The sequence below is a fragment of the Fodinibius salinus genome (genome assembly GCF_008124865.1).
In the GTDB taxonomy this organism is placed as follows: domain Bacteria; phylum Bacteroidota; class Rhodothermia; order Balneolales; family Balneolaceae; genus Fodinibius; species Fodinibius salinus.
In genome coordinates this window covers 564,269-590,255 of sequence record NZ_VNHY01000001.1, presented here as the reverse complement: position 1 = coordinate 590,255, position 25,987 = coordinate 564,269, and the positions used below count along the sequence as shown (strand labels likewise).

Sequence of the window (25,987 nt, the reverse complement as noted above, 5' to 3'; positions counted from 1 at the left end):
AAAATCTATAATTAATCATTAGAAAAATAATCCGGACTCTGATATACGCCCGTCTTCTGCTTAACGATCTGCATTAACAAGTCGTTGACTAATGAACTTGCTCCAAATCGAAAATAATCAGGTGTAAGCCACTGCGAACCCAGTGTTTCTTTTACAAGTATAAGGTATTGTATAGCCTGTTTGGCTTTGCGGATTCCGCCGGCGGGTTTCATCCCCACCATGCGGTCGGTATTGTAATAGTAGTCGCGAATGGCTTCCAGCATTACTAAGGTCACCGGTTGGGTGGCTGCAGGACTCATCTTTCCTGTCGACGTTTTGATGAAGTCAGCCCCAGCCTGCATGGCCAACTTGCTTGCCTTGCGGACATTTTCGTAGGTCTGCAGTTCGCCGGTTTCTAAAATGACTTTCAAATGAGCTTCTCCGCATGCTTCTTTGATAGCCACAATTTCATCATATACGTATTCATAGTTGCCTTTTAAAAACTCTCCCCGCGATATTACCATATCTACCTCATCGGCCCCGTCTCTTACTACTTTTTGGGTTTCCTCAATTTTGGCTTCCAGGGTATTCATGCCGCTGGGGAAGGAGGTAGAGACACTGGCGATGTTTATATCGGTACCACGAAGTGCCTTTTGGGCAACTTTCACCATGTTGGGATAAACACAAACTGCAGCTACAGAAGGTAGCTCCGGCAACTCCGCATGCGGTTCTTTGGCTTTTTGGCAAAGTTGAGTCACCTTTCCGGGGGTATCCATGCCGGCTAAAGTGGTCAAATCCACCATGCTCAAAGCCAGAGTAAGTGCCTGAATCTTTGACTCTTTTTTAATACTTCGGCTATTGAGGCGGGCTACACGCTCTTCAACACCCACTTGGTCAACAGCTTTAACCTGACCTAAATCTAAGGTATCCAAAATGCTTCTTGTTTATTTAAGATAGTTAAAAAACACTCTGTAAAGTTAATAATAAGATTTAACTTCCCCCAACTCTTCGTTGTCATTCCCCATCGATTCTATTGCAAAAAATACAGTAGGAGGCAAACACAAATGGAAAATTTTATTGTTTAACGTGTATACAGTCTTAATTAGCTACAAGTTGGCAGGAGAGGGGCGAGTGCCAGGTTCATGTACGGATTAGAATAAGTTCTATATTCTCAACTACAAGATTCACCCTTAGCAAAAAGAATGTAGCCAAAGCATACGGCAAAGATCGAATATATGATTGCACCTGTTAAGATTTCTGAAGTGATGGGCTTAGTGATAAGAAATTTTAGAAGTGCGATCGCCACAAAGAAGAAATGAAGAAAGTTTCCAATGGCAACAGGTCGGCTATAAATACCTCCAATAATATTGCCCCGTGCCATCCAATTGAGAACTGCAAATCCTAAGTATAGGGCTCCCGTGATGTTCATTAAGATCAGTCCCATCCCATTAGCTGAATGCCCATAATATTCAAGAACCTCCTGAGAAAGAAAAGAAGCCATGATGCCCAGCAATCCTAAGAAAATGGAACTGGAAATCATTAATAGTTTAGTATTAAAAATTGTTTGTTGGTCAGACTCATTTTGTTGCTCCATAGCAAAATATTTCTAGTTTTTTACTTATGACTTATGATGAGTAAGATAATTATTCGAAATTCAGAATTAAAAGTTACACTTTATCTTTTATCTGGAGGTCGAATATTTCTTAGGGTTCACTTGCCCCAACGACCTAGCGCATAAGGTGCGTGCAAAATAGCGTTAAATTTATTTTAAAATGTACTACGGAAACTGACAAAATCGAAACCGGCAGCCAACGGGAGGCACGTCCCACTTAATGCGCGGGTTAGGTAGCTGTAGAGTTCAAATAGAAAAATATAAATAGGTTTTATCTTTAGATTTGTTTTCAGATAAAGAACTAGTTGGAATGGATTACAATAAAAGTAGACTGTAAGTTAAGGCTCAATCTTTATTTTCTTTCGGTCTTTGATTTCTTCTGCTAAGGTGAGCTAGCCTGGGAATAATACCTGAAATAACAGTGGCAATGATTCCAATAACGTGATATCCAAACCCAAAGCTCATGCCGATTGCTCCCGCGAACCATATACTGGCTGCCGTGGTTAGATTTTTTACTGTCGCACCTTCTTTGAGTATTAATCCGGCACCCAAAAAGCCAATGCCCGTTACAACTTGTGCTGCTATACGGGATTGTGAGGAAGGATCTACTCTCATCGATAAAAAAGTAAAAAGCATAGCACCGGTAATGACCAGGCTGTGGGTACTTATACCTGCATCCTTGCCTCTGGATTCTCGTTCAGCTCCAATACTAAAACCCGCCAGGAGAGATAAGACGACATCGATAAGGAATACTAATTCATATCCCGATAAGATATTTGGCATCATAAAGAGGTAACATTTTTTGGTTATGGTGAAACAGAGTAATTAATAAAAGCAGATAGATTTCTGGCAATTATAAAATCGATCTACCTAACGACATTACGCGTAACGGGCGCACGGATTAATGTTGAATGAACAACTAACCAAATAAGAGACTTAAAACCAAGAGGAGCAAAGGATAGGCGAGCCACGTCCGAGTTAATGCGCGGGTTATATGGGCTAACCTCATTTTAAGTTAACTAACTAATTTAAATGCATCTCTGTGCTTAAATTTACTTTAGATACTTCATAGAAATTACAATACAAGCTATACCAATAACAATAAAAATAATGGGAAGGTATTTAGGAATCTCTATCCCGAAAACCGATGAAAGTATAGGATTTTCTAAGATACCCAGGGTTTCAAACATGCACCCTACTGAAAACCAAGAAGAAAATTTTTTATTCACTGAATTTTTTGAGCTCATAATATTTTAAGGATTTAGTTTGTGAAGCAAGCCATATAACGACCTTGCGCATAAGGGGCGTGCAAAATGACGCTGAATTTGTTTTAAAATGTACTACGGAACTGACAAAATAAAAACCGGCAGCCGACGGCGAGGCACGTTCCACTTAATGCGCGGGTTAGAGTGCTGATTATGCTTCTCTTGAAAAGATTAAGAAGTGAGTTTCTTTGCTGAAAATAATTGCAATTGATCTTGTTTCATGAATAGTTCTTTCCAATTCCCATCCTTTTTCAGCGGCTTGATTAATAACTTGTTCCATCTGGTTATGGTCAAGATTGCCAGTAAAACAACCAGTTGAAAATGGGACTATTTTGTATCGTCTCATAAATAAATGAATTAATTAAGATTTAGGTGGATGATCTATTTCTTTTGGGAGATTAGCATTACATCGATGTAATCTATCTCTCGCAAGTTTGATAGCTTTCCAAAAAGAAAATCGTTTGAAACATTGTTTCGAATATTCCGAGCAAGTTGGTTCAAATTTGCAAACTCCGAACGAACGTCTCTTGGGTCTAGCTTGATAGAGTTTAATGAATAAAATTGCCAACGTATTTAGCATATTTTCAGAAATTGATCGAAGCACTCTAACGACATTGCGCATAAGGGGCGTGCAAAACAGCGTTGAATTTGGTTTAAAATGTACTATAGACACTGACCAATCGAAACCAGCAGAGGGGCGTCCCACTTAATGCGCGGGTTAGCCAACTTACTATTTCATTTTTAATTTAGGTCTAAAGAATTCTTCGATTTTAGAAACTGCACTGTTTAATTCTTTTGTAATCTCATCCTTTTCAGGGTCTTTAGATTGTTGAAATACTTTTCTCCTATTTGCTTCAACTCTCTCAGGATTGTCATCAACTGTTGCGCCAGGTCCAGCGTAAGCTCCTTTCAGCCAAAAATACATCCAAATATCTGATTCGAGTTCTTTTTTACAATCAATTAATGATTGAAAGATGTTTTTAGTTTCACGCCCATAAATTGCCTCAGTTTCAAGTATTTCTACATATAGTTCAGACCACTGAGAGTGTAGCTTATCCAGTCTTTTCTGAAACTCACGTTGTTCTGCTTTTACTAAATCTTCTTCTCCTTCTTCTTTTTTTAAACTCATAAATGGATTCCTGACTTGTAGAAAAGCATCTCTAACCTTAAAAGTCTTGATCAACGTTCTTCTAGCTAGATCGTATTCCGTATTTCCTTTCAATTGTTTTTTCCATTCTCCTAATCCTCTCAATGCTACATATGCTCCGATTATTACTGCAATTGTAGTAGCAATGTTTAGAAGAAGAGAAAGAGTCATAAAGAAGATTGAGAGTTTAGTTGGCTAACGATATTGCGCATAAGCTGCACGCAAATGAATATTGATTTATTAAATAACGAACGGTGAGCTAAAAAGCCAGAACCTGGCAAGCCCTGGCGAGGCGTGTCCGCTTAATGCGCGGGTTAGACATTTTGCGTAAAATGGGCTTTTAATTTTTTAAGGTTTCTCTTGGCATCTTGAGTTCGATGAACCATTCGATGACAATTTGCACAAATAAGGATGAGATCATCTAACGTTGTTTTTACTTCTTCTTTTCTATCACTTATTGGATTTAGGTGATGAACTTCAATGAAGTCTTCTGCAAGTTCATTAGGATATTTCTCCTTAAAGTTAAAAGAGCAAACTTCACAAAATACAGTTCCGTTATCTTTCTTGAACTGACTTTTCTTTTCATCAATGATTTTTTGATTGCGCTCTCTCTTGTAATGTTTATGAAGTGATTTTGCACCTTCATAAACAGATAAATTTTTAGCAGATCCTTCTACTTCTGAATTTTCAAAATTCCAAAGTGAATTCAAGAAGTTAAATTCACTTTTTTGGAGGTTAAATACTGTTCCTTGTGGAGCTGTAATTATGTGAGCAGAAGAAAATTTCGGATGATCTTTAATTTCACTTCGTAAAATCATGCCTTCTTCAGGTGTTAAACGAGCTTCAAAAACCTTAATTCCAACTTTTGTTGTTGAAGGTTCATCTTCTTGATCCGTCCATAAATCATGACCAAGAGCTTCTTTGTTCTTAATTTCAGATCTTTCTTTAGGTAACTCTGATATTTCGCCTTTTGCAATTGCTCCTGATTGATTACCAGCTCTCCAGATGAAAATTTGATCGCCAAGTTGCATTTGATCAGTTAACTGATTTGCAGTCCAGTAAATAAAGGAATATCGACTTAAATAATCATCGATGTCAAAACGCTTCGGATTACCTTGAAAAATCCAATTCATGTGAATAGAAATTTAAAATTAGAGCAAAATGCCTAACCTATGATTATCGCAACTAGGTGATTGCATAATAATATTATTGTTCAACGATCGTAAGTTGTATAAAAGGCTGTTAAGGGCAAAATCGAATATTATAGGGGCATATTATGATGCAGAGGTGTGCAATAACATGTTGACATAACATTCTTTTGTAAGTTTTGCCACATTCGAGGGTCATACTTATAAATAACCTATTATGGAGGAGAGTTTATGGGCCAATCAGCGTTGTTAAATAAAATGCGCAAAGAAATCAGGAGACGGAATTACAGCTATCGCACAGAAAAGGCATACACAAAATGGGTAGTACGTTTTATAAAATACTATGAATTGACGCACCCAACTGAGCTTGCAGAAGATGAAGTGGTCACCTATCTAAATTATTTGGCTAATGAACGGACAGTAGCAGCTTCTACACAAAACCAAGCACTATGTGCACTCCTTTTTTTATATAAACATGTACTCAATGAGCCATTGAAGGAATTGGACAGCTTAGAGCGGGCTAAAAAGCCTAAAAAGTTACCGGTTGTCTTAACGCCAAAAGAGGTCCAAAAACTCCTGGATCATATTGACGGTGTTAAAAAGCTTATTGTTGAACTCTTATATGGGGCAGGATTAAGAATTTCTGAATGTCTGCGGTTGCGGTATATGGATCTTGATTTTGACTATAATCAAATACAGATACGGTCTGGAAAGGGTAAGAAAGATCGTATTACCATTATGCCACAAGTTTGTAAAAAGAGACTTAAAGAGCAGCGGCAAAAAGTTACTATACTGCATAAGAAGGATTGTAAAAAGGGATTCGGCCGAACACTACTTCCTAAGGCATTGGCACAAAAGTTCAAAGGAGCAGATCGAGAACTTAAATGGCAATACTTGTTCCCGTCGCCAAGGAGGGCAAAGGACCCACGGTCTGGGTTGGTCCATCGACATCATATCTCAAATACTACAATACAGCGCGCGGTTAAAAAGGCTGTTCGGTTGGCTAAAATTGAAAAACATGCTACTTGTCATACGTTGCGACACAGTTTTGCAACCCACTTGCTGGAAAATGGCTATGATATCCGAACGGTACAAGAGCTGTTAGGGCACAAAAACGTTAAAACGACTATGATGTACACGCATGTTATTAAAAACAAAGGGAGCGTGGTACAATCTCCTATTGATAGTTAAAATAAGCTATTGCTAATCCAACAATTCTGTAAGGAATTTATCCGATGAGTTTTGCAAATCTTATGTACAAAGCGTCTTTAAAAATAATTTCTTATGAGATCCTATAGGTAAGGAGCGCGCAAACAAACGTTAATTCCAGTTAACGAGTTGGTGCCGGCAAGTCAAAAACGGGAAGACCGAGCGAGATATTGGCTGGTTATATGCTGTTAAGGCTATAAAATATTAGCACAGGTAAGGATATCATCTTGATGATTTAATATTTAAGTGTAAGGTTTCAACTCTTTAGCGGTCTTACTGATAAACAGACTAAATATTATGGAGAGATATCATGTCGAAATCTACGCTGCTCAGTAAAATCCGCACGGAAATCCGACGCAGAAATTATAGCTACCAAACCGAGCAAGCATATACCAAATGGGTGGTACGGTTTGCTAAATATCACGACTTAACACATCCGAAAGAGATGGGAGAGGAGGAGGTAGTCGCTTATCTAAATTACCTGGCTCATGAGCAATCGGTGGCTGCATCTACACAAAATCAGGCGCTCTGCAGCATACTCTTCTTATATGAGCACGTTCTGCAGCAACCGTTAGAAAAGCTAAATAATTTTAAGCGAGCTGATAAACCAAGCGTAATCTAGGGTCTCTCATCGGGCTGTGTTATTACCTACTGCTCATCTACGCACTTCAAAAAAAGACTGCAATAAATGTTCACAATCATCCTCCATAATTCCTTGTATAACATTAATTTGGTGATTTAACTTATCATTTGTTGAAAGGTTAAAAGCACTCCCACAGCTTCCGGCATTTGCATCCTGAGCACCATAAACCACGGTATCAATTTTAGACCACACCAGCGCACCGGCGCACATAGGGCAGGGCTCTAAAGTCACATAAAGCGTACAGTCCTGCAGGTACTTTTCCTCAAGGGTAGAGCAGGCCGCGGATATAGCCAACATCTCGGCATGGGCGGTAGCATCGGCCAGCCGCTCGGATTGATTGTATCCTTTGCCAATGATGTGATTGTCTTTGACGATGACAGCACCTACGGGAATCTCTTCTTCATCATAGGCTTGTTCGGCTAACAAAAAAGCCTGCTGCATAAATCGCAGATGCTTTTTGGTGCCGGTAATACTGGAACTCATTTTTATTTGCTTTAACAGGTTACTATTATCTAGATTCAAATCGCTAATATAAACAGAAAATAGTGCAAATGGATGAGGTAAAACAACAAATAATCACCTTGCTGAAAGATAACATTCGTAAAATACCGGATTTCCCCAAGCCGGGTATTCAGTTCAAAGATATTACTCCGCTGTTACAAAATGCGGACACGCTGGAACTTACATCACGGGTGTTGGCTCGTCCGTTTTGGCGTAAGGATATTGATTTTGTAATCGGTTTAGAGTCCCGTGGCTTTTTGTTTGGAACGCAATTAGCGGAGAACCTGCATGCCGGCTTTGTTCCCATCCGAAAACCGGGCAAGCTGCCTGCTGAAACAATATCAGTAACGTATCAGCTTGAGTACGGGGAGGATCAGCTGGAAATACATAAAGATGCTTTTTCTGATGGTGCGCGAATCCTTATCCATGATGATCTCATTGCCACCGGCGGATCTGCAAAGGCGGCAACACAACTGGTTGAAGAACTCGGCGGTAAGGTCGTCGGCTATTCTTTTATTATTGAACTGGCCGCTTTAGAGGGCCTCAAAAAGTTAAATAATGATGCCCAAACAGAAGTACTCCTTTCATTGGATTAGCTCCAAAGGTTAGGATAAAAATCTTATTCAGCGACTCTATAATCTTTCAGAGGACTTTGTAAAACTATTTCCATCTTGTCATTCTGAACTTGTTTCAGAATCTCATATGCAGTTGTTGGCGTTTAAACCAAGTCCTGAACTGAATTCAAGATGAAAAGCTAGAATTTTGCCAAGCCTTCTGTCATTTTTTTAACGTTGGTTGCCATTGTTAACTGTAGGATCGAGACTAACATAACCAATAAATATTTTTTGTATGAGATAAAAATAAGTGGGAACAAAATTCCGTGATACCGACTATGAATAATTGAAATGGAATTAAAATATAGCTATCACGGAATTATGAAATCCATTCTTACCACTACTTCCACTTTACTGCTGATGGCACTTCTGTTTATGGGATGCAAACAGTCGATGGTTATCAGCAAGGTTGACTATTCTCAATCTATTGAATCGGTGCTTAAGCCTGATGAGGAGGGCGTTGTCAAAGATGCTAAGCACGGTTTGTCGTTTAATATTAAACCGCTGCAGTATGCCGAAACCCGGGATACGTCTTCGGTAACGACCGAACAAGTGCGATACATCCGAGGCCAAAAGGGATTCTATTATATCACAGCTCCTAATTACAAAAATGTGTATGTAATGGAGGCTCAGAAAGGATCGTTAAAACTTAAAAAGAAGCTTTCTGTCTCGGAAAAGGGGGTCAGCCGTCCGGCATTTAATCAGCGGGGAGAATATATTCAGCTCGTAAATCTGGAAACCGATGAACATTGGAAGGTGCAGCCCGAAAGCATCACGCAAGTGCAATCGCAAATCGCTAAAAACGAAGGGGAGTAATTATGTTATTTCGTATATCACTTTTCACGGTATTATTTTCTGTCATGTCGTTGGGTGTTTCGGCCCAGGAAATACAATCTGACTACCAAATCCAGCAGGAGTTTAAAGATCAATATGAAGAATATGAACAACAACTCCGGCAGGCTTCATCCCCGGCACAGGTAGACTCCATGGTTACGTCGATCAAACAGTTTGATCAAAAATATAGCGAACATGCCGAGCTGCTTAACAAGGCATTGTATCCGGATACCTACCAGCAAAAAATGGAAGAGCTTAAAAAGTCGGCGTTGAAGGGCAGAAAACAGCTTGCAACTATTAAAGACCTAAATGCTAACCTGCAAAATCTCCAGGGCAAGCTCGCTAGTTACGAAAAAAATATTACTGACTTAAACCGGCGTACAGATTCCTTGAAAACTGTACTTAACAAATCGTCAGCTAATGAACGGCAACTATCGCGAACTCTGCAGCAGTATAAAAACAACCTTGAAAAGCGGGATAAGCTATTGCTTTCATTTATCGATTCGATGACCGCAGCGCAAAAACGGCTGAATGCTGCAGTGGCGGATAGCATTATGGAAAGTCCCGCAAAGAAGAAGCGTATTAACACTGGCGAAAATGCTCTCGAAATGATGGCCAATGTTTCTGATCAGCATCTGGACATTCTGCAAACGCAGGCAGCTAATCTTGAGGTTAACGATTATATGCGCATGGCCGAAGTGCAGTACAAGTTTGAACAGATGTGGAGTCAGCTGGGCGACCAAATAACTGACGTGTACGAGGGGGAAAACGCCGATCAGCTGGCTAACAAGGTGGATGAAAACATACAACGATGGGATGAGGTATTGCAGGCGCAAATGTTCTCTTCCCTCAATAGCTACTTTCAGCAAAAAGATATAGCTGTTAGTGACTTTGAAACACCCACCGGATTCTATAAGTCGCTTTCAGGCTATTTGAATAATCATATTGCTCAAACTAAAAAAGATCCCAGCGAAGAACTGTATCAACAATATAAAGCATTTGAACAATTCTGGGACAAGCTAAAGCTCGAATGGTCGGATACGATTGTTGCTTCAGGAATACTGACAAACGCCGAAATGCAGACCATCAACGGTAAGGTTACACAATGGGCAGAACTTAACCAGGATCGCGCTAATAACAACCTGTTGGTTTACTTGCTGGGCGGTTCGGTTCTCTTGGCTGTTGCACTCGGCGTGATGCTGGTGCGAGAAAAGAAGACTAAGCAGTAGGATTGATCAGTCAAATTATTATCAATCTAGTAATATCCCGGTGTTAAAGCCGGGATATTTTTTTGAATTTATTTCCTCTATGGAAGTTATCTTTGGATAACAATAATGCTGTTCTTTAAGCCTCCGACGTAACTTTTTATCGCCTTCATGTCGGTCGGTAACAGAAATCCATAAGAAACAATATCCCTACTTTGGATTTTGCTCTTATCTCCCTCTGGAGCTCTGTTGCAGAAGACAGATATTTCCCATTCCAGGGCTAAATATTCAATGCGAATTGGTATATTAACCAGTAATATATTGTTACGCTAACCCCAAAAATTTCGGCCATAAGTTATCAGTAATTTAAATCTGCTCTAAGATGATAGAAAGCTTAAAAACTTATATACTTAAGTATATTTCATGATACATGAACTGATGATTACATATGGCGCAAGGCAAGAATAAGTTAAAAGTCATAGGACGGCTCGAACACATCGACTTTCCGGATTGGGGATTGTCAGAGATCGAAGCCAAGATAGATACCGGAGCTTATACTTCAAGCTTACACTGCCACCATATAAAGCGCATTGAAGAGAACGGGGAAGAACTCGTTACCTTTCACCTGCTTGACCCATCTCACGAAATTTATGAGGATAAGCTTTTTAAACTCCCTATACACCGTAAAAAAACCGTTAAGAGTTCTAACGGATCTACAGAAGAACGGTATGTGATACAAACAAATATTCGTATTTTTGATGTAACGTTTACCGCTCGATTTTCGCTTACCGACCGATCGGAAATGCGTTACCCGGTACTGCTGGGACGAAAATTACTCAACAGCCGCTTTCTGGTTGATGTATCCCAAAAACATTTGTCAACAAAAAATCACAAGTAACAAAATTCATGCATATTGTTGTCCTTTCGCGAAATTCAAAATTATACTCAACTTCCCGGCTTACCGAGGCGATTAAAAAAGCAGGCCATGAGGCTACGGTTTTAGATCACCTTAAATGTGATATTGTAAGCGAAAAAGACAATCCTTGTATCTATTATCGAGGAACCAAAGTAACGGGTGTAGATGCCGTAATTCCACGAATCGGTGCTTCAGTAACCTTTTATGGTTCAGCTGTTGTCCGGCAGTTTGAGATGATGAATGTTTTTACGGCTGTGGAATCGCAAGCACTGGTGCGCTCACGAGATAAGCTGCGCAGCTTGCAAATTATGGCCCGTGCAGGGGTGGGAATGCCCAAAACAGTATTTACCAACTATTCTACTGAGGTTCGAAAAATTATTGATTCGGTAGGCGGTCCGCCGCTGATTGTGAAGCTGCTGGAAGGAACTCAGGGCGTTGGCGTTGTATTGGCTCCTACATTTAAAGCAGCAGAGTCAATGATTCAGGCTTTCCACAGCATGAAGGCCAGGGTAATTGTGCAGGAGTTTATTGAAGAGGCTAAAGGCGAAGATATCCGTGCTTTTGTTGTGGATGGTAAAGTGGTGGGCGCTATGAAGCGCAAGGGCGTAGAGGGCGAATTTCGCTCAAACATTCACCGCGGAGGCAGTGGCGAGCTTATTAAGCTTACTGAAGAAGAACGGCGGGCAGCACTTATTGCCGCCCGGGCGATGGGATTATCCGTTGCGGGCGTAGATATGTTACAGTCGCAACGCGGCCCGCTGGTCCTTGAGGTTAACTCATCGCCGGGACTCGAAGGCATTGAAACAGCGACAGGCAAAAATATTGCCGGCCGCATTATCTCTTTTGTTGAACGCAAGGCCGCTGAAATAAAGGAAAATCCTCCAGAACGAGACAATCTCACACGTAATGCCTGATACAATAACTATTAACAATCATTCTATCGGGCTGGGAGAGGAGCAAGAAATTCAGTTGAATATTGCCCGATTACCTACCTATACCAATATTGACTTGCCGGTACACGTCTATCGGGCCGAAGAGGATGGACCTGTGCTTTTACTTACTGGCGGACTCCACGGTGATGAACTAAATGGTATTGAAATTATCCGCCGTATGGTCTATGAGGGTATTTTACGTCCCGACAAAGGCAGCGTAATTGCACTACCGCTGGTTAATGTTTATGGGTTTATCCAAAATGTACGCGGCCTGCCCGACGGCAAGGATATAAACCGCAGTTTTCCCGGCGTAAAGGGCGGTTCGCTGGCCCGATTGCTTGCTCATACGTTAATGAATAAGATTATTCCCGAAATTGATGTAGGGATTGACTTCCATACCGGTGGCGCTGCACGGGCTAATTATCCACAAATTCGCTGCGATCTCGATGTAGATCGTAATAAAGAACTGGCTAAAGCCTTTGCTCCGCCATTTGTGGTAAACTCTTCTCCCATAGATAAATCATTTCGCAAGGCCGCCCATAAAAAGGACAAAAATATTATTGTCTTTGAAACAGGGGAGTCCACCCGTTTTGATGAATTTGGTATTGAACAGGGCATTAATGGTACGATAAGGCTGATGCAACACCTTGGGATTAAAGAAGAAGCACCCGAAGCGGAACATGAAACTGAACTCTATCACAAAACAACCTGGGTGCGGGCAAAGTATGCGGGACTTTTTAAACCTAAAATCAACTTGGGCGATAAAGTTTCAAAGCGACAGGTATTGGGGCACATTACTGATCCCTATGGCAATGAACGTTTTAGGTCTGATTGTCCACGTGATGGACGCGTCATAGGACTCAATTATGCACCCGTGGTTCATAAGGGCGATGCTCTCTTGCATCTGGCCTATAAATAATTCACCAAAATTACATATACTCCTCATTGCTGTGCTTTGCAATGAGAAATAAACACTCAAATAAAACTCTTATATGCGCGACGATCTGTTATTTCATATTACTACTGAAGAAGAATGGGACGAACATAAATCAGATGGCAACTATGAGCCTGAATCCCTTGATAGCGAAGGGTTTATCCACTGTTCCAGTGGCCATCAAATAAATGATACCGCTAATCGCTTATTCAAAGATCATGACCAAATATTACTGCTTATTATTGATGTGTCATCACTGGGCGAAGAAATTAAATACGAAGAGCATAAGGACAGCGGTGAAGAGTATCCACATATTTACGGTCCGTTGAATACTAATGCCGTAATTGATGAAATTATCGTCTCTGCAGAGCAGGATGGGACCTTTGATATCGCATTTTCTTCAAACTCTTGATCCATGATTGACCGCGCTATTCACCACATCATAAAAACAGCTGAAATTCCCTCATTCAGTAGCTACGAAGAACGACTGCATCCTTATATTTGCTCAGTCTTTAAGGAAATTCCGGAAGCACAAGAACAAGAGGTAAAAGGGAATAACTTAATTTTTCGTATCGGTAATCGCCAAGAGCAACCTACTATAGCATTAGCTGCACATCTGGACAAAATCAATCATTATGGCAAAGATTATCCCGATACGCTGCCGGTAGAAGTCACGGATGAATATATTGAAGGGGCTATGGACGATTGCGCCGGACTTGGGATGATGCTTGCAATTGCTGAAAAGATTGACCTGGATGATGCTCCCAATTTACTATTCTTTTTATCGGAGATGGAAGAGAGTAAGGGACTTAAAGAACATCCCGAATTGCTGCGCAACAATGGAGAAGGGTACAAACACGGCATGGGTGCGCGGCGTATTGCTAAACAGTGTATAGCCGAAAATTGGGTACCTCAGCAGATTATTACTCTTGATACTACACCGCTTTTTGAGGGAGAATCCGGCATTGCGCTCTATTCTAAACATTGGGAGTTAAATGATTTAACTCCTTCAGAAGCTTTGATAGAAGCTACCGAAAAGTTTATAGCAAAATTCATAGCCGCCAATCCCAAAGTGAAGCTCGATAATAATACCAACGACTATTTGCATTACGGGGAGGTCTTCAATCAAGAAACAACTGATCCGGTGGTGTCAGTTGCGCTAGAACCTTCCATTTATCCTTATCACCAAAGAGGAGAGCGCGTGTTTATCGATGATATAGAACGTACACTGGAAATGTTGAAAACTTATTTTTCAAACTCTCGTTCTTGAAACACTTCGCATTCATATACAATCCTGCTGCCGGATATGGCAAATCACATGCTAAGTTCAGTGTCCTCAAGCAAAAAATAGCTGAAAAATCGGGTTGCGAATTTTTTACTTCTGAATCTGAAGAGCATATTAGTGACCTTATTCAACGTTTGTCCACAAATTTTGATGTTTTTGTGGCTTGCGGTGGTGACGGTACGGTACGCGAAGTGGCAAAAGCCGTTATTGAGATTGAAGCTGCTATGGGAATCATCCCCATGGGCAACGGAAATGATCTGTGCAAGACCCTCAAAATTCCTACAGCGATTGAGGATGCTTTTGAGTTAATTTTTTGCGGTGATCTGCAAGAGATTGATGTAGGTTGGTAACGATTTCATATTCCTGAATACGCTGGGATTTGGATTTGACGGACTGGCCAATCGGTACGTTCATGAAATGCCAAACACCACCTTTAGCACATGGAATTATATGTGGTCAGCGTTAAAAGCCAATATTTACCGACAGCCTTTCTTTGTTAAAATTGATTATGAGGACAAGCATAAACTTATGATGCTAACACTGGCAAATGGAAGGGTAGAGGGCGGTAAATTTTGGATTGCTCCCAATGCCTCCGTTACTGATGGGCAGCTTGACCTGGTTCAAATTCGTCCCGTCAATAGATGGCTTTTACCTTTTTTACTACCATTTTTTATCTTCAAAAAGATTAGCTGGATACCCTATCTGGATACAACGAAATTAAGTAACCTAGATCTAAAAATTGAAAACCGAGTAGAGGTTCATGCCGATGGAGAAATAATAAAAACTGATACTAATAATTTTTCTATCTGCATGCATGACAATAAGTTACCAATAATATGCAACTTGTAACTTATTGCAGAACTCCGCTTATGATATGAATCACTCCGTTATCAGCCATAATATTGGTTTTTACCAAGGTATAAGAACCAACAGATAACTGCTCGTTTTTTTGCTCTGCAATAGAAACGGTCTTTCCGCTTAAAAAAGTAACGTTGTCCATTGCTTTCAGGCTTCGCTCCGTAGCCATCCCGGTAAAAACATGATTTAAAAGAAGTTGGCTTCTGTATTGTTCGCTGCCAGAAAGAGCATCAAAAGCTTTATTAGAAGGAGCAAAAAGGGTAAAAGGACCTTTTTTGTTTAGTCGTTCATCCAGTTCTGTTCCTTCCACTGCCTGCACAAAATGACTGAGCTGCTTTTGGGACTTCATTTTTTCAACAACCGTTTGGGCATTTCCGGTGTGTACGCTGCACAAAAATGCAGTACAAAAAAGTAACCGGATAGTATTTCGGCTCATAGCAGTAATCATAATCCCTCTTATCGTGATTAAATATTTATAAACTCAACGCAATCGACTCTCGAAAGTATTTCTCTTATAATAATATCTTTTTAAAGAGATTCAAATTAACGAATTGTTAGAGGTTGAGTTCTCTATTTAAATGAAAGCATATTCTGAATCTTTCAACTAATTTCGATTCAAGAATTGCCATCTATCCCAAATTTTTCTTCGATATTTCAATAATTATCACTGATGATGACAAAATTAGTAATAATTAACTAAAATAGCCTACCTTGGATGTTCCGGTATATATTTAAACCGCTTAGAAGGCAAATTTAAGTATACATGCTTCAGAACGGTCAGAACGGTGTTTTTAGGTTAAAACAGCCTGAATCGAAGTAGGTATTGAAAAAAGAGTATTAAATAGCGGTATTTCCGAGAGGATTGTAGAAATATCTTGGGATTACCAACAAACTAATAGACAAAATAGATATCTACTTTATTGGCAATAACAGTAGACCTAAATGGAAGGATATCAGAATTTTCTCCCAGCTGATGAATAAATAAAATACCAGGCTAATTTTGTTTATAAATATTTAAGGTTATGATCTAACTTGCTTTTTGATTGAACCACACAGAGAAGAAATGAAACTAACAGCTAAATATATATAGTTGGGTGACAACCAATAGTTTCATTAGGAGTGTATATAATATTCGTAAAATTGCCGGCATTATATATAAATGAACATATTTGTCGTATAATTTATATTATGTAAAGTAAGGGTAGTTATGCTAAAATGGTATTATCTATAATAGCTAAAGATTAATCTAGACTATTAAGCATTTCTTGAATCTTTTTAAAATCAGGAAGTTTTCCAGCATCCTCTAACACTTCTTGATAACGTATTTTCCCTTCCCTGTCGATAACAAAAGATGCCCGTTTTGAAACACCTTTCATTTCGAAGAAATTATCATAGAGCGCATCATATTTTCTTGATACCTCTTTATTGAAATCACTCAGTAGCGTAAAGTTCAGGTTTTGGGTCTTTTTAAACTGCTTTAAGCTGAAAAAGCTGTCAACACTTATACCTAATACTTTGGCATCTAAAGAATTGTAGAGCTTCATATTGTCTCTCGTGATACAAAGTTCTTCGGTGCAAGTACTGCTAAAGGCTAACGGGAAAAATAATAATACTACATTATAGTCCGGCTGAAAACCAGAAAGGCTCACATCTTCCCCATCGGTATTCTTTAACGTAAAATCGGGTGCCTTGGTGTCTAAATCTAGAGTCATTATCTAAAAGTTTGTATTCTGTGTCGAGTGATTAAGTTGATCCGCTATAGCTTCAGTCTTTTCATATCCGGTAACCGTTAACCAAAGTGCAGCCGCTACAAGAATTTTCCATAGCCAACCTTCAATTGCTTTGGCAAAAGGATTAAACCAAAAAAAGAGATAAGCAGCTAAAAATAGGGTCACGCCTAACAAGATCATCAAATACTCTGATCTGCGGTAGGTATACACACTGTACATCAGCAATGCAACAGCAATGGCTCCTCCCTGGTAAATGGTAAGTAACCAGTTTTTTAACGCATAGGTATCTTTCACAAGCAGGTAGGATACTATAATTAACAACGGTAGAGCGGTATATAAAAGCGGAAATTGAGCAAAAACCGGTTTCGACTCACGGATAAATACAGCTAAAGAGCTTAACACAAAGGCCAGGCACGTAATATGCCCCCATTCGGTAATAAAAGACGTAATATTAGCGAAAGTTTCAGATTCAGTAAATCCATTGATAAAAAGACTTAGCTGAATGAGAGTCAGCAAGATAGCTGCAATGGTAAGCCCCAAATACTTAAGCCGTCCTTTTGTTTTTCTAAGTTTAATGAGCTCAAAGGCAACATATCCACTTATCAATACTAATAACAACGTTGCCCAGACCATAAACAATATTACGAATTTTGGGGATGATGCTGATTTTCGCGCTGTTCTCGTCGATTCTGTATTTCCCGCTTATGCTGTTGATCTTTTTTTAATACCATAATTTGATCCGCAATATCGTTAAGCGTTGTACGCTCAAAGCGGATCATTTCTCGAACAAAGTTAAATAATGTAACTTCTTGGTTATTCCTATAAACTACTGTTTCCCAGTCAATTAATGGAATATTATCTATGGTATTCGCTAGCCCTGCTCGGTGTTTGGCAAGCTTCCGTAATACCTTTTGGATGTCTAGGTCTTCATCTTCATTATATTCAAAGCTATCCCGAAAATGGGTAACGTTATCTAAATTGACGGGGTCATTGCTATCAACGGCTTCTTCTATGAGCGGTCGATAATAGGAAATCTGAGCGTGATCAATAATCAGTAACATTTCAGCAATTGATCGCCCTTCCGGCGGACTTTTATCATAAGGTACACTATCAATCACATATTGCATGGCCTCCGCCTCGTCCTGGAGGTAGGTAACATCTTCGATTAGATTATTAAGATCATCCTGCGTAACGTTATGATCTGTCATTATCTCCTATCGAACCCATTCTGATTCTGCTTCTACGTTGTCGTTATGCTGCTGTTGTTCCAGCATCTCTACGAGTGAAAGTCCGGAATTGAACTCACGGTCGCGATCACGAACGGAATGAATGTTATTTTCTTCCTGAAAATCCCAAAATTGCCCGAATTGCCGATTTTTATATTCTCTAAGAAAATCTAAACGATCTTTTAAATCTTCTTTGGGTACCAGCAGGCGCTGTTTATCATAAATGGCCTCTTCTCTGGATTCAAAAACTATATCATAATCTTTGCTCATCACGATGGCCTCTTCGGGACAAACTTCCTCACAATATCCACAATAAATACATCGCAGCATATTGATTTCGAAAAAATTGGGATATCGCTCTTTGGGATCATCCGAATCTTCATTGGCCTGCATGCTAATGGCCAACGGTGGGCACGCCCGTGCACACAGTCCGCAAGCTACACATCGTTCTTTACCGTCGTCTTCAACCAAGACAGGCCTACCCCGGAATATCGAGGGCGGATCCCATTTTTCTTCGGGATATTGAAGGGTAACTCTCGGTTGGAACATCTGTTTGAGAGTATACCAAAGCGCCTTAAAAATTTCAGGCAGATATAACTTCTCTAGAAATGAAAGAGAGCGCTCACGATCATAATCTTCATTGAGCGCATTGGCACGAGGTTGTTCTAAATTTTGTGGTGCAGCCATGAGTGTACCGTTACATGATTTTTATTGTGCTACATAATATCGCTGGAAAAATAACTGATTCAATGATTCTCATCAAAACTAAATTGGTTATTTCTGAACAAATCTTAATGTTATCGGCACACCGATAAATCCATACTCTTCCCGGATTCTGTTTTCAATATAACGATGGTAGCTGGTGGGCAGCTTTTCGGGTCTATTCATAAAAAACTTAAAAACCGGCGGATTAGATTTAACCTGTGAGCAGTACTTTATTTTGAGCTGTACCTCTCCCCTTACCGGCAGCGGCTTTTTTTTCAGGATTCCATATATAAAATCATTCAGCTCAGACGTAGATATAGATTTTTTACGCTCTTTGAGTACCAGATCGGCTACCTCGAGCACTTTATGAATCCGTTGTCGGGTAATGGCTGATGCTGATATAATAGGCACATATTCCATTCGGGGTACCCGGCTATACACATATTCTTCAAACTCACGGTGAATATTGGAGTCTTTCTCGGGCACTAAATCCCACTTGTTGAGCACCATAACAGTACCCTTATTATATTCGGTGGCATTCTTTAATATACGTTGATCCTGCTTCTCAAAACCGCGCATAGCATCGAGCATAAGTACGGCTACATCACAGTTTTGGAGTGCTCGTTCGGTACGAACTGTGCTATAAAACTCAACATTTTCGTCTACATTCGCCTTTTTACGGAGACCGGCCGTATCCACAAGAATATAGTCCTTGTCATTATAGGTTAATTTACTGTGGATGGAATCCCGTGTAGTTCCCGGAATATCAGTTACAATGCAACGATCATCATCAAGTAAAGCATTAATAAAACTGCTTTTACCTACATTGGGACGTCCCACAATAGCTAATTTGGGAATACTATTTTCTTCTTCTTCTTTTTCCTCGGGAAAGAGGGTAACCATTTTATCCAGCAGATCCCCGGTACCCCGGCCGTTTATAGCTGACACGGGATATAATTCTTCGAATCCCAGCCCATAAAACTCGGTAGCATTCATTGCCCGCTCTTCATTGTCAGCTTTGTTGGCAACAAGCAGAACGGGGGTGTCTTCTTCACGCAACATGCGAGCCACCGAGCGGTCCAGGCTAGTAATTCCGCCTTCGGTATCTACCACAAAAAGAATAAGGTCAGATTCTCTGATGGCGATATGTACCTGCTCCCTCACGCCATCCCAGATTACATCGGTTTCATCAGGCTGGTATCCGCCGGTATCAATAACATTAAACTCCCGGCCATTCCAGAAAGCTTGTCCATAGTGGCGATCGCGTGTTACGCCGTACTGGTCATCAACAATAGCCTTACGGCTACCAATAAGACGATTAAAAATAGTGGACTTGCCCACGTTGGGCCGCCCTACAATAGAAACTACAGGGAGCATATGATCGGAATTATTTATATGTTTACAATTAAGCACCAAAAGTAAGGAATTAACAGTTGAAAGTAGAGCAAAAACTCAATGCTTCACTCTTTTTATAATAGTTTTGGTTTTATAGGATCTATTTTAGTAGCCATGTTTATTTTTCTTTGTTTTATTTTCTGGATGGCAGGCATAGCAGGAATTTCTCAGCTTCCCCCATCAAAGAAAAAGAGTACTAAGTTATTCTGTTCGGTCATTTTTCCGCCCTACCCTATTATTTGGTTGTTTGTAGATATGTTCCGGCAGAAAAGTCTTATGGAGGAGACTGAAATATAGATAAAGGTGGTATCCCCTTCGTGCTACAGACAAGGTAAAATCATTTTTTATAACTAATGTTTGTGGCTACAAACAGAAGTACCTGTTCTAATGGAGAGTGATATCAGCTCAGCTTCGATGCATCTTTCAGATTGCCATATTACTGATAAAATTGCTAGATATTCTCTCACTCCGGGTTACCCCCCCCAGCCAATTTAGCTTTTTTATTTCTAGGCTCACACAAATATATTCCATGCTTTAGTTTGCGTATTATAAATATTAACAATTAACGGTTATGCTCAACGAACCTTCACTAGTTCCGCAAAAAGTTGGATGGATTGAAGTAATTTGCGGTGGGATGTTCAGCGGTAAAACAGAAGAATTGATCCGCCGGGCCAAACGTGCACATATCGCGGGGCAAAGTGTGGTCGTAGTCAAACCCAAAGTGGACAATCGTTATGATGAAGAGGATGTTGTATCTCATAACCAAAATGTACTGCCGGGACTAATGGTAGATACGGCCGATCAAATTGTGCTGCTTACTGGAGAAGCAGAGGTCATCTGTATTGATGAAGCTCAATTTTTTAACCAGCAGCTGATGAATGTAGCCAACACTCTGGCCAACGACGGTAAACGTGTTATCGTGGCGGGTCTGGATATGGATTTTGAAGGCAAACCTTTTGAGCCCATGCCACAGATGCTTGCTATTGCCGAATATGTAACCAAACTACATGCTGTTTGCGCAGAAAGCGGTACGATGGCACATTACTCACAGCGTGTTGTTCAAAATGATGACCGCGTATTAGTAGGCGAAACAGATGCCTACGAACCGCGATCCCGCCATTGCTACCGCCCTCCTGTTGACAAACGGCGTGGTCAGCCGATAACACCAATGTCAGAAATTGAACAACCAACTAAGAACCAGGAAATAGATGATTGATATTTTACGTGGGATGCTTGGGATGGTGGCCATTATTGGTATTGCCTTGGCATTCAGCAAAAATTGGAAAAAGGTAAATTGGCGGCTTGTAGCTACAGGATTGGGGATTCAGTTTGCCCTCGCTGTATTCATCCTCAAAGGCCAAGAGATGGCCGAATATTGGTCCCCATTGGGCTGGCCCAAAGAATTTTTTAGCTGGGTATCTTCCTTTTTTGTCGTAGTCTTAAATTATACAACTGAGGGAGCTAAATTTATATTTGGCGATCTGGCTAAAAGTCCCGGCATGGAAGGTAGTCTTGGTAACTTTTTTGCTTTTCAGGTACTCCCAACGATTATTTTCTTCGCCTCATTAACTGCTATTTTATACCACTATGGTATTCTACAATGGATCGTAAGGCACATGGCTCGGGGCATGCAGAAATTGATGGGAACATCCGGCGCTGAATCACTGTCAGTAATATCAAATATTTTCGTCGGCCAAACAGAGGCTCCTCTTGTTATTGAACCATATATCAAAAAAATGACAAAATCGGAGTTATTAGCTGTAATGACTGGCGGGATGGCGACGATAGCCGGTGGAGTAATGGCCGCTTATGTACAGATGCTTGGTAATTCTTTTGCCGAAGCACAAGACGTAGCTCTTGATGTAGGCCGGTTAATGTTTGCTGAACAGCTTCTGGGTGCAAGTCTGATGGCCGCCCCTGCCGCACTTGTTATTGCTAAAATACTATATCCTGAGGATGGAGACCCTGTAACCAAGGGAGAAGTCAAAATGGAGGTTGAACGTACGGACGCTAATGGTATTGATGCTGCTGCCACTGGTGCAACTACAGGGCTAAAACTTGCGGCCAATGTTGGTGCTATGTTATTAGCATTCATTGCATTACTTGCTATGGGAAATGGTATACTGGGATGGGTTAGTGATGTTACACATTTAACTGATCTTATTGGCAGTAAATTGACTATTGAAATGATACTGGGATGGGCTATATCTCCCTTGGCATGGATTATCGGTGTACCTTGGGGCGATGCCGTTAACCTGGGATCATTGCTCGGTACCAAAGTTGTGCTTAATGAATTTGTAGCATATACTCAGCTTTCCGAAATGGTTAATAATTCCGTAATTTCTCCTAAAACGATACGTATGGCTACCTTTGCCCTTTGTGGCTTTGCCAATTTTTCATCAATCGCTATCCAAATTGGAGGCATCGGTGGATTAGCTCCGAGCAGAAAATCAGAACTGGCTCAATTTGGTCTGAAAGCAGTATTAGCAGGTACGTTGGCTAACTTGATGACTGCTACAATTGCAGGTATGTTATTTTAAACTAATTATGCCAAAGTCTTATACTACATTATTTTTCGCTATTGTTCTGGGGCTTCTATCTTTCTCCTGCACCCAAACCAATTCTTCTGTTGACAAAAAAACGTTGGCACGTGTTGGCAATGAATATCTTACGGTTGCCGAGGCAAAATCAAATATTCCGGATTTTGTTTATGAAAAAGACAGCGTTGCAGCTCTGCAACGCTACAGGCAAGAATGGATTAACCAAAAGGTACAGATAAACGAAGCACAGCGGCTGGGATTGGCAGAAAAAAAAGAAGTCCGTAAGAAAATCCAGAAAGCTAAAGAGGAGGTTCTGCGTGAGGCACTTCGTGATTATGTACTGGCATCACAGGAAGACAAATCTGGAATTACTGATCAAGAAGCACGTACCTTCTACCAGGCTAATAAAAAACAATTTGTGCTGGATGAAGAGTTTGTACAGTTTCGTCACATGCAGGCTCGCACAATCCAGGATGCTCGATCGGCTAAGCGCGATCTTTTACGAGGTATTTCATGGACAGAAGTGGCACGGGATTATGCTATCAATGACAAGGCTGCGATAGAAAAAGCCGATCAATACCAACCAATTTCTATGGCACTGAGTGATATCGATATTATGAATCGGTATCTTAAGATCATTGGTCATAATGAAATATCACCTATCCAGCGTGTTAACGGGGTTTATCATTTTGTTCAGCTCACCGACAGCCGAGCCAAGGGTGAACTGCCTGATCTAGATTGGCTGATTGAAAAAATTAAAGGCTGGATGCAATTGGACAGGCAGCGCAGAAATTTCAGTTCCTATGCCAAGAATCTTTATCTTAAGGCAAAATCGAATAATGAAGTAGAGTCTTTTAACGTTCTACCTAGTCAACCTAATCAAAATAATATTCCACAAGATACCCTTGAAAGTAATCCAACTGATGAATAACGCACGTACTGTACTCTTTTTAGTTATTGCACTCTTTTTAATCTCTCCCTCTCTAAAGGCACAACAACCGACCAATAAAAATCTGGATCGCATTGTCGCTGTGGTTAATGATCATATCATCCTCAAATCCGAGGTTGATCAACAGGTACAACAGTATATGATGCAGATGCAAAAGCAACAAGATCGCCAAATTTCTTTCGGCGAAGACATCTGGTACACGGTATTGCAGAATATTGTGGATCAAAAACTAATGCTTGATCAGGCCAAACTCGATTCAGTTACTGTTTCTGATGAAATGGTTGATCAGAATATCGACCGCAGGATTCAACAATCTGTTGAACAGCTTGGCAGTGAAGAGGCTCTGGAACAACGAATGGGACAAAGTATTGTCCAGCTGAGAGCTGATCTGCGCGAAAACTATCGTGAACAAATGGTTGTACAACGATTTCAGCAGAAAAAACGGAAGAACGTCGAAATTACACGTCCTGAAGTTCGTGAATATTTTGAAAATATCCCTCAGGATTCTCTGCCTACCGTTCCTGAGCAGGTAGCGGTTTCACAAATTGTCACCACTCCTCCTCCTTCGGCAAATGCCAAAAAACAAGCTCGGCAACTGGCCACACAATTACGGGATTCGGTACTTAACCATGGCAAAACCATCGAAGAAATGGCCAAAAAGTACAGTGACGGACCTTCTGCCTCAAAAGGCGGTAAGCTTCCGCTGGTATCTATTGACGATTTAGTTGCAGAATATTCGGCTGCAGCTACTGCCCTGAAACCCGGTGAAATTTCAAAAGTGGTGGAAACTTCGTTTGGATTTCACGTAATCCGCCTTAATAAACGTTCAGGTGATAAAATTGATACTAATCACATACTGATTTCGGTGGATGACAAAAACTATAACGATCAGGCTGCTAAGGATAAGCTGCGGCAAATTAAAGACAGTATTCAAACGAATGATGAGATTACTTTTGCAGAAATGGCCCGTAAGCACTCCGATGATTCTAATACGGCCGCACAAGGCGGTAGAATTTTAAACCCCCAAAACGGGCAGCGGTTAATGCCACTTGAAAGTCTGGAAGCAGCCCTGTATCGCATTGTGCTGCTACTTGAAGAAAAAGGTGATATTTCTGAGCCTAAGAAGTTTCAATTAGGCAATGAAAATAACACAAAACGTGCATTTCGAATTGTTCAGTTGAATGAACGTGTTGCTGAGCATACAGCAAATATCAAACAGGATTATTCGCGTATTAAACAAGCTGCATTACGAGAAAAACAACAAGAAATGGTTGATAAGATGTTGGCTGAGCTGCGAAAAGAAATGTTTGTAGAGTATAAAATTTCGATTCCCGAAAAATATAAAATGCTTTAATTATCACCTATGCGAGACATCCCGGACGATTCTGTAGAAGCTGTTGACTTTTTTCAATCCTCGGTCGAAAAAATACGGACCGAGGTGGGGAAAGTTATTGTCGGTCAGCACGATATCTTAGACAAGTTGTTAATTTGTCTCTTTTCAAGGGGGCACTGCATCCTTATTGGTGTGCCGGGCTTGGCAAAAACCTTACTTATACGATCGGTATCTCAAACACTGAATCTTGATTTTAGCCGTATCCAGTTTACTCCAGACCTTATGCCCGGGGATATTACCGGTACCGAAGTTATACAGGATAATCGAAAAACCGGTGAAAAATCTTTTAAATTTGTTAAAGGTCCTGTTTTTGCTAATATCGTACTGGCAGATGAAATCAATCGGACGCCCCCCAAGACACAGGCGGCTCTGCTAGAAGGTATGCAAGAATTTCATGTAACGGCTGCAGGTACTACTTATCCGCTGGACGAACCTTTTTTTGTACTTGCTACGCAAAATCCCATTGAGCAAGAAGGCACCTATCCCCTGCCCGAAGCTCAGCTCGACCGGTTTATGTTTAATCTCTGGCTTGACTACCCCACTCTGGATGAAGAAAAGCAGATCGTACGTCAGCCAACAAATTTAGATGAGGCTGACATCAATTCGGTATTAAACGCTGAACAAATTGTAGAACTCCAGCAGCTGGTTCGGGAAGTACCCGTCCCCAAAGGTGTACTCTCATCAGCAGTACAACTGGTAACTAAAACACGTCCGGATTCGGAGCTTGCTCCCGATTTTATTAATAAATATATGAGCTGGGGGGCCGGTCCGCGCGCATCACAATATCTTGTACTCGGTGGCCAAGCACGTGCACTTACACGGGGACGGTATAATGTAACCATTGAGGATATAAAAGCATTGGCTAAGCCGGTGCTGCGTCACCGCATTGTCAATAACTATGCTGCGGAGGCCGAAGGCCTTGCGCCCGATGATCTTATCGATAAGCTGTTGGATGAAATGTAAGCAC

Annotated in this window: 31 protein-coding genes; 17 read left to right on the top strand and 14 right to left on the bottom strand. The window is 40.6% G+C overall.

Features of this window, described 5'->3' with window-relative positions:
- Window positions 1-11: 11 nt before the first annotated feature.
- From deoC to LX73_RS02645, 7 genes are all read right to left on the bottom strand, one after another.
- Window positions 12-911, bottom strand: coding sequence for a deoxyribose-phosphate aldolase (gene deoC / locus LX73_RS02675; RefSeq protein ID WP_211359344.1), 900 nt, complete (start codon window positions 909-911; stop codon window positions 12-14).
- Between the two features lie 239 nt (window positions 912-1,150).
- Window positions 1,151-1,573: a hypothetical protein gene (locus LX73_RS02670; RefSeq protein ID WP_148897924.1), complete on the bottom strand. Its 423-nt coding sequence runs from the start codon at window positions 1,571-1,573 to the stop codon at window positions 1,151-1,153.
- A 363-nt stretch (window positions 1,574-1,936) separates the two neighbouring features.
- Window positions 1,937-2,377: an MgtC/SapB family protein gene (locus LX73_RS02665; RefSeq protein WP_148897923.1), complete on the bottom strand. Its 441-nt coding sequence runs from the start codon at window positions 2,375-2,377 to the stop codon at window positions 1,937-1,939.
- 630 nt (window positions 2,378-3,007) lie between these two features.
- The gene (locus tag LX73_RS02660; RefSeq protein ID WP_148897922.1) at window positions 3,008-3,202 is read right to left on the bottom strand and encodes a DUF4177 domain-containing protein; all 195 of its coding nucleotides are present in this window, start codon (window positions 3,200-3,202) and stop codon (window positions 3,008-3,010) included.
- A gap of 15 nt (window positions 3,203-3,217) precedes the next feature.
- The gene (yidD, locus tag LX73_RS13250; protein WP_425461084.1) at window positions 3,218-3,436 is read right to left on the bottom strand and encodes a membrane protein insertion efficiency factor YidD; all 219 of its coding nucleotides are present in this window, start codon (window positions 3,434-3,436) and stop codon (window positions 3,218-3,220) included.
- Window positions 3,437-3,586: 150 nt separating this feature from the next.
- A complete protein-coding gene (locus LX73_RS02650; protein ID WP_148897920.1) occupies window positions 3,587-4,174 on the bottom strand; it encodes a hypothetical protein in 588 nt (195 codons plus the stop codon).
- Between the two features lie 143 nt (window positions 4,175-4,317).
- A complete protein-coding gene (locus LX73_RS02645; RefSeq protein WP_148897919.1) occupies window positions 4,318-5,136 on the bottom strand; it encodes an HNH endonuclease in 819 nt (272 codons plus the stop codon).
- A gap of 273 nt (window positions 5,137-5,409) precedes the next feature.
- Between LX73_RS02645 and LX73_RS02640 the strand changes: the two genes are divergently transcribed.
- Both LX73_RS02640 and LX73_RS02635 read left to right on the top strand, forming a co-directional pair.
- On the top strand, window positions 5,410-6,342 hold the full coding sequence (locus tag LX73_RS02640; RefSeq protein WP_246138145.1) for an integron integrase: 933 nt from the start codon (window positions 5,410-5,412) through the stop codon (window positions 6,340-6,342).
- 328 nt (window positions 6,343-6,670) lie between these two features.
- Entirely contained in the window at window positions 6,671-6,982 is a 312-nt protein-coding gene (locus tag LX73_RS02635; RefSeq protein WP_148897917.1) for a site-specific integrase, read from the top strand.
- 33 nt (window positions 6,983-7,015) lie between these two features.
- On the opposite strand, the gene tadA is transcribed toward LX73_RS02635, so the two are convergent.
- Window positions 7,016-7,486 carry a tRNA adenosine(34) deaminase TadA gene (gene tadA, locus LX73_RS02630; protein ID WP_148897916.1) on the bottom strand — a complete coding sequence of 157 codons (471 nt, stop codon included), beginning with the start codon at window positions 7,484-7,486 and terminating at the stop codon, window positions 7,016-7,018.
- Between the two features lie 68 nt (window positions 7,487-7,554).
- Here tadA and LX73_RS02625 point away from each other — a divergent pair, with 68 nt between their 5' ends.
- From LX73_RS02625 to LX73_RS02580, 10 genes are all read left to right on the top strand, one after another.
- Window positions 7,555-8,100, top strand: coding sequence for an adenine phosphoribosyltransferase (locus tag LX73_RS02625; protein ID WP_148897915.1), 546 nt, complete (start codon window positions 7,555-7,557; stop codon window positions 8,098-8,100).
- Between the two features lie 339 nt (window positions 8,101-8,439).
- Entirely contained in the window at window positions 8,440-8,934 is a 495-nt protein-coding gene (locus LX73_RS02620; RefSeq protein ID WP_211359343.1) for a hypothetical protein, read from the top strand.
- 2 nt (window positions 8,935-8,936) lie between these two features.
- A complete protein-coding gene (locus LX73_RS02615) occupies window positions 8,937-10,181 on the top strand; it encodes a hypothetical protein (RefSeq protein ID WP_148897914.1) in 1,245 nt (414 codons plus the stop codon).
- A gap of 424 nt (window positions 10,182-10,605) precedes the next feature.
- Entirely contained in the window at window positions 10,606-11,055 is a 450-nt protein-coding gene (locus LX73_RS02610) for an ATP-dependent zinc protease family protein (protein ID WP_148897913.1), read from the top strand.
- Window positions 11,056-11,063: 8 nt separating this feature from the next.
- A complete protein-coding gene (rimK, locus tag LX73_RS02605; RefSeq protein ID WP_148897912.1) occupies window positions 11,064-11,987 on the top strand; it encodes a 30S ribosomal protein S6--L-glutamate ligase in 924 nt (307 codons plus the stop codon).
- Entirely contained in the window at window positions 11,980-12,924 is a 945-nt protein-coding gene (locus LX73_RS02600; RefSeq protein ID WP_148897911.1) for a succinylglutamate desuccinylase/aspartoacylase family protein, read from the top strand. Before rimK ends, LX73_RS02600 begins: the two co-directional genes overlap by 8 nt.
- 73 nt (window positions 12,925-12,997) lie before the next feature.
- Complete coding sequence (locus LX73_RS02595) at window positions 12,998-13,351, top strand: DUF952 domain-containing protein (protein WP_148897910.1); 354 nt, start codon at window positions 12,998-13,000, stop codon at window positions 13,349-13,351.
- A 3-nt stretch (window positions 13,352-13,354) separates the two neighbouring features.
- The gene (locus LX73_RS02590; RefSeq protein WP_148897909.1) at window positions 13,355-14,209 is read left to right on the top strand and encodes a M28 family peptidase; all 855 of its coding nucleotides are present in this window, start codon (window positions 13,355-13,357) and stop codon (window positions 14,207-14,209) included.
- Complete coding sequence (locus LX73_RS02585; protein ID WP_148897908.1) at window positions 14,206-14,574, top strand: diacylglycerol/lipid kinase family protein; 369 nt, start codon at window positions 14,206-14,208, stop codon at window positions 14,572-14,574. The genes LX73_RS02590 and LX73_RS02585 overlap by 4 nt, the downstream gene beginning before the upstream one ends.
- A gap of 7 nt (window positions 14,575-14,581) precedes the next feature.
- Window positions 14,582-15,073, top strand: a complete 492-nt coding sequence (locus LX73_RS02580) for a diacylglycerol/lipid kinase family protein (protein ID WP_342782419.1) — start codon at window positions 14,582-14,584, stop codon at window positions 15,071-15,073.
- Window position 15,074: 1 nt separating this feature from the next.
- Here the strand turns inward: LX73_RS02580 and LX73_RS02575 are convergent, their stop codons facing one another.
- From LX73_RS02575 to der, 6 genes are all read right to left on the bottom strand, one after another.
- The gene (locus LX73_RS02575; protein WP_148897906.1) at window positions 15,075-15,530 is read right to left on the bottom strand and encodes a fasciclin domain-containing protein; all 456 of its coding nucleotides are present in this window, start codon (window positions 15,528-15,530) and stop codon (window positions 15,075-15,077) included.
- Between the two features lie 793 nt (window positions 15,531-16,323).
- Window positions 16,324-16,794, bottom strand: a complete 471-nt coding sequence (locus LX73_RS02570) for a redoxin domain-containing protein (protein WP_148897905.1) — start codon at window positions 16,792-16,794, stop codon at window positions 16,324-16,326.
- A gap of 3 nt (window positions 16,795-16,797) precedes the next feature.
- Window positions 16,798-17,445 (bottom strand): hypothetical protein, encoded by a 648-nt coding sequence (locus LX73_RS02565; protein ID WP_148897904.1) that lies wholly within the window; start codon window positions 17,443-17,445, stop codon window positions 16,798-16,800.
- Between the two features lie 8 nt (window positions 17,446-17,453).
- On the bottom strand, window positions 17,454-18,020 hold the full coding sequence (locus tag LX73_RS02560) for a hypothetical protein (protein ID WP_148897903.1): 567 nt from the start codon (window positions 18,018-18,020) through the stop codon (window positions 17,454-17,456).
- 6 nt (window positions 18,021-18,026) lie between these two features.
- Window positions 18,027-18,725, bottom strand: coding sequence for a NuoI/complex I 23 kDa subunit family protein (locus LX73_RS02555; protein WP_148897902.1), 699 nt, complete (start codon window positions 18,723-18,725; stop codon window positions 18,027-18,029).
- An 87-nt stretch (window positions 18,726-18,812) separates the two neighbouring features.
- Entirely contained in the window at window positions 18,813-20,120 is a 1,308-nt protein-coding gene (der, locus tag LX73_RS02550) for a ribosome biogenesis GTPase Der (protein WP_148897901.1), read from the bottom strand.
- A gap of 589 nt (window positions 20,121-20,709) precedes the next feature.
- Here der and LX73_RS02540 point away from each other — a divergent pair.
- The 5 genes from LX73_RS02540 to LX73_RS02520 are packed head-to-tail and all read left to right on the top strand — an operon-like array spanning window position 20,710 to window position 25,983.
- The gene (locus tag LX73_RS02540; protein ID WP_148897899.1) at window positions 20,710-21,354 is read left to right on the top strand and encodes a thymidine kinase; all 645 of its coding nucleotides are present in this window, start codon (window positions 20,710-20,712) and stop codon (window positions 21,352-21,354) included.
- Window positions 21,347-22,678, top strand: a complete 1,332-nt coding sequence (locus tag LX73_RS02535) for a NupC/NupG family nucleoside CNT transporter (RefSeq protein ID WP_148897898.1) — start codon at window positions 21,347-21,349, stop codon at window positions 22,676-22,678. Before LX73_RS02540 ends, LX73_RS02535 begins: the two co-directional genes overlap by 8 nt.
- A gap of 7 nt (window positions 22,679-22,685) precedes the next feature.
- Complete coding sequence (locus tag LX73_RS02530) at window positions 22,686-23,609, top strand: peptidyl-prolyl cis-trans isomerase (protein WP_148897897.1); 924 nt, start codon at window positions 22,686-22,688, stop codon at window positions 23,607-23,609.
- Window positions 23,602-24,981, top strand: a complete 1,380-nt coding sequence (locus LX73_RS02525; protein ID WP_148897896.1) for a peptidylprolyl isomerase — start codon at window positions 23,602-23,604, stop codon at window positions 24,979-24,981. Before LX73_RS02530 ends, LX73_RS02525 begins: the two co-directional genes overlap by 8 nt.
- 9 nt (window positions 24,982-24,990) lie before the next feature.
- Entirely contained in the window at window positions 24,991-25,983 is a 993-nt protein-coding gene (locus LX73_RS02520; RefSeq protein ID WP_148897895.1) for an AAA family ATPase, read from the top strand.
- Window positions 25,984-25,987: the final 4 nt, after the last annotated feature.

Excerpts from the sequence above, each read along its gene's own strand:
- LX73_RS02670 (WP_148897924.1), bottom strand. The coding sequence starts at position 1,573 with ATGGAGCAACAAAATGAGTCTGACCAACAAACAATTTTTAATACTAAA.
- LX73_RS02665 (WP_148897923.1), bottom strand. The coding sequence starts at position 2,377 with ATGATGCCAAATATCTTATCGGGATATGAATTAGTATTCCTTATCGAT.
- LX73_RS02660 (WP_148897922.1), bottom strand. The coding sequence starts at position 3,202 with ATGAGACGATACAAAATAGTCCCATTTTCAACTGGTTGTTTTACTGGC.
- yidD (WP_425461084.1), bottom strand. The coding sequence starts at position 3,436 with ATGCTAAATACGTTGGCAATTTTATTCATTAAACTCTATCAAGCTAGA.
- LX73_RS02650 (WP_148897920.1), bottom strand. The coding sequence starts at position 4,174 with ATGACTCTTTCTCTTCTTCTAAACATTGCTACTACAATTGCAGTAATA.
- LX73_RS02645 (WP_148897919.1), bottom strand. The coding sequence starts at position 5,136 with ATGAATTGGATTTTTCAAGGTAATCCGAAGCGTTTTGACATCGATGAT.
- LX73_RS02640 (WP_246138145.1), top strand. The coding sequence starts at position 5,410 with ATGCGCAAAGAAATCAGGAGACGGAATTACAGCTATCGCACAGAAAAG.
- LX73_RS02635 (WP_148897917.1), top strand. The coding sequence starts at position 6,671 with ATGTCGAAATCTACGCTGCTCAGTAAAATCCGCACGGAAATCCGACGC.
- tadA (WP_148897916.1), bottom strand. The coding sequence starts at position 7,486 with ATGAGTTCCAGTATTACCGGCACCAAAAAGCATCTGCGATTTATGCAG.
- LX73_RS02625 (WP_148897915.1), top strand. The coding sequence starts at position 7,555 with ATGGATGAGGTAAAACAACAAATAATCACCTTGCTGAAAGATAACATT.
- LX73_RS02620 (WP_211359343.1), top strand. The coding sequence starts at position 8,440 with ATGAAATCCATTCTTACCACTACTTCCACTTTACTGCTGATGGCACTT.
- LX73_RS02615 (WP_148897914.1), top strand. The coding sequence starts at position 8,937 with ATGTTATTTCGTATATCACTTTTCACGGTATTATTTTCTGTCATGTCG.
- LX73_RS02610 (WP_148897913.1), top strand. The coding sequence starts at position 10,606 with ATGGCGCAAGGCAAGAATAAGTTAAAAGTCATAGGACGGCTCGAACAC.
- rimK (WP_148897912.1), top strand. The coding sequence starts at position 11,064 with ATGCATATTGTTGTCCTTTCGCGAAATTCAAAATTATACTCAACTTCC.
- LX73_RS02600 (WP_148897911.1), top strand. The coding sequence starts at position 11,980 with ATGCCTGATACAATAACTATTAACAATCATTCTATCGGGCTGGGAGAG.
- LX73_RS02595 (WP_148897910.1), top strand. The coding sequence starts at position 12,998 with ATGCGCGACGATCTGTTATTTCATATTACTACTGAAGAAGAATGGGAC.
- LX73_RS02590 (WP_148897909.1), top strand. The coding sequence starts at position 13,355 with ATGATTGACCGCGCTATTCACCACATCATAAAAACAGCTGAAATTCCC.
- LX73_RS02575 (WP_148897906.1), bottom strand. The coding sequence starts at position 15,530 with ATGATTACTGCTATGAGCCGAAATACTATCCGGTTACTTTTTTGTACT.
- LX73_RS02570 (WP_148897905.1), bottom strand. The coding sequence starts at position 16,794 with ATGACTCTAGATTTAGACACCAAGGCACCCGATTTTACGTTAAAGAAT.
- LX73_RS02565 (WP_148897904.1), bottom strand. The coding sequence starts at position 17,445 with ATGGTCTGGGCAACGTTGTTATTAGTATTGATAAGTGGATATGTTGCC.
- LX73_RS02560 (WP_148897903.1), bottom strand. The coding sequence starts at position 18,020 with ATGACAGATCATAACGTTACGCAGGATGATCTTAATAATCTAATCGAA.
- LX73_RS02555 (WP_148897902.1), bottom strand. The coding sequence starts at position 18,725 with ATGGCTGCACCACAAAATTTAGAACAACCTCGTGCCAATGCGCTCAAT.
- der (WP_148897901.1), bottom strand. The coding sequence starts at position 20,120 with ATGCTCCCTGTAGTTTCTATTGTAGGGCGGCCCAACGTGGGCAAGTCC.
- LX73_RS02540 (WP_148897899.1), top strand. The coding sequence starts at position 20,710 with ATGCTCAACGAACCTTCACTAGTTCCGCAAAAAGTTGGATGGATTGAA.
- LX73_RS02535 (WP_148897898.1), top strand. The coding sequence starts at position 21,347 with ATGATTGATATTTTACGTGGGATGCTTGGGATGGTGGCCATTATTGGT.
- LX73_RS02530 (WP_148897897.1), top strand. The coding sequence starts at position 22,686 with ATGCCAAAGTCTTATACTACATTATTTTTCGCTATTGTTCTGGGGCTT.
- LX73_RS02525 (WP_148897896.1), top strand. The coding sequence starts at position 23,602 with ATGAATAACGCACGTACTGTACTCTTTTTAGTTATTGCACTCTTTTTA.
- LX73_RS02520 (WP_148897895.1), top strand. The coding sequence starts at position 24,991 with ATGCGAGACATCCCGGACGATTCTGTAGAAGCTGTTGACTTTTTTCAA.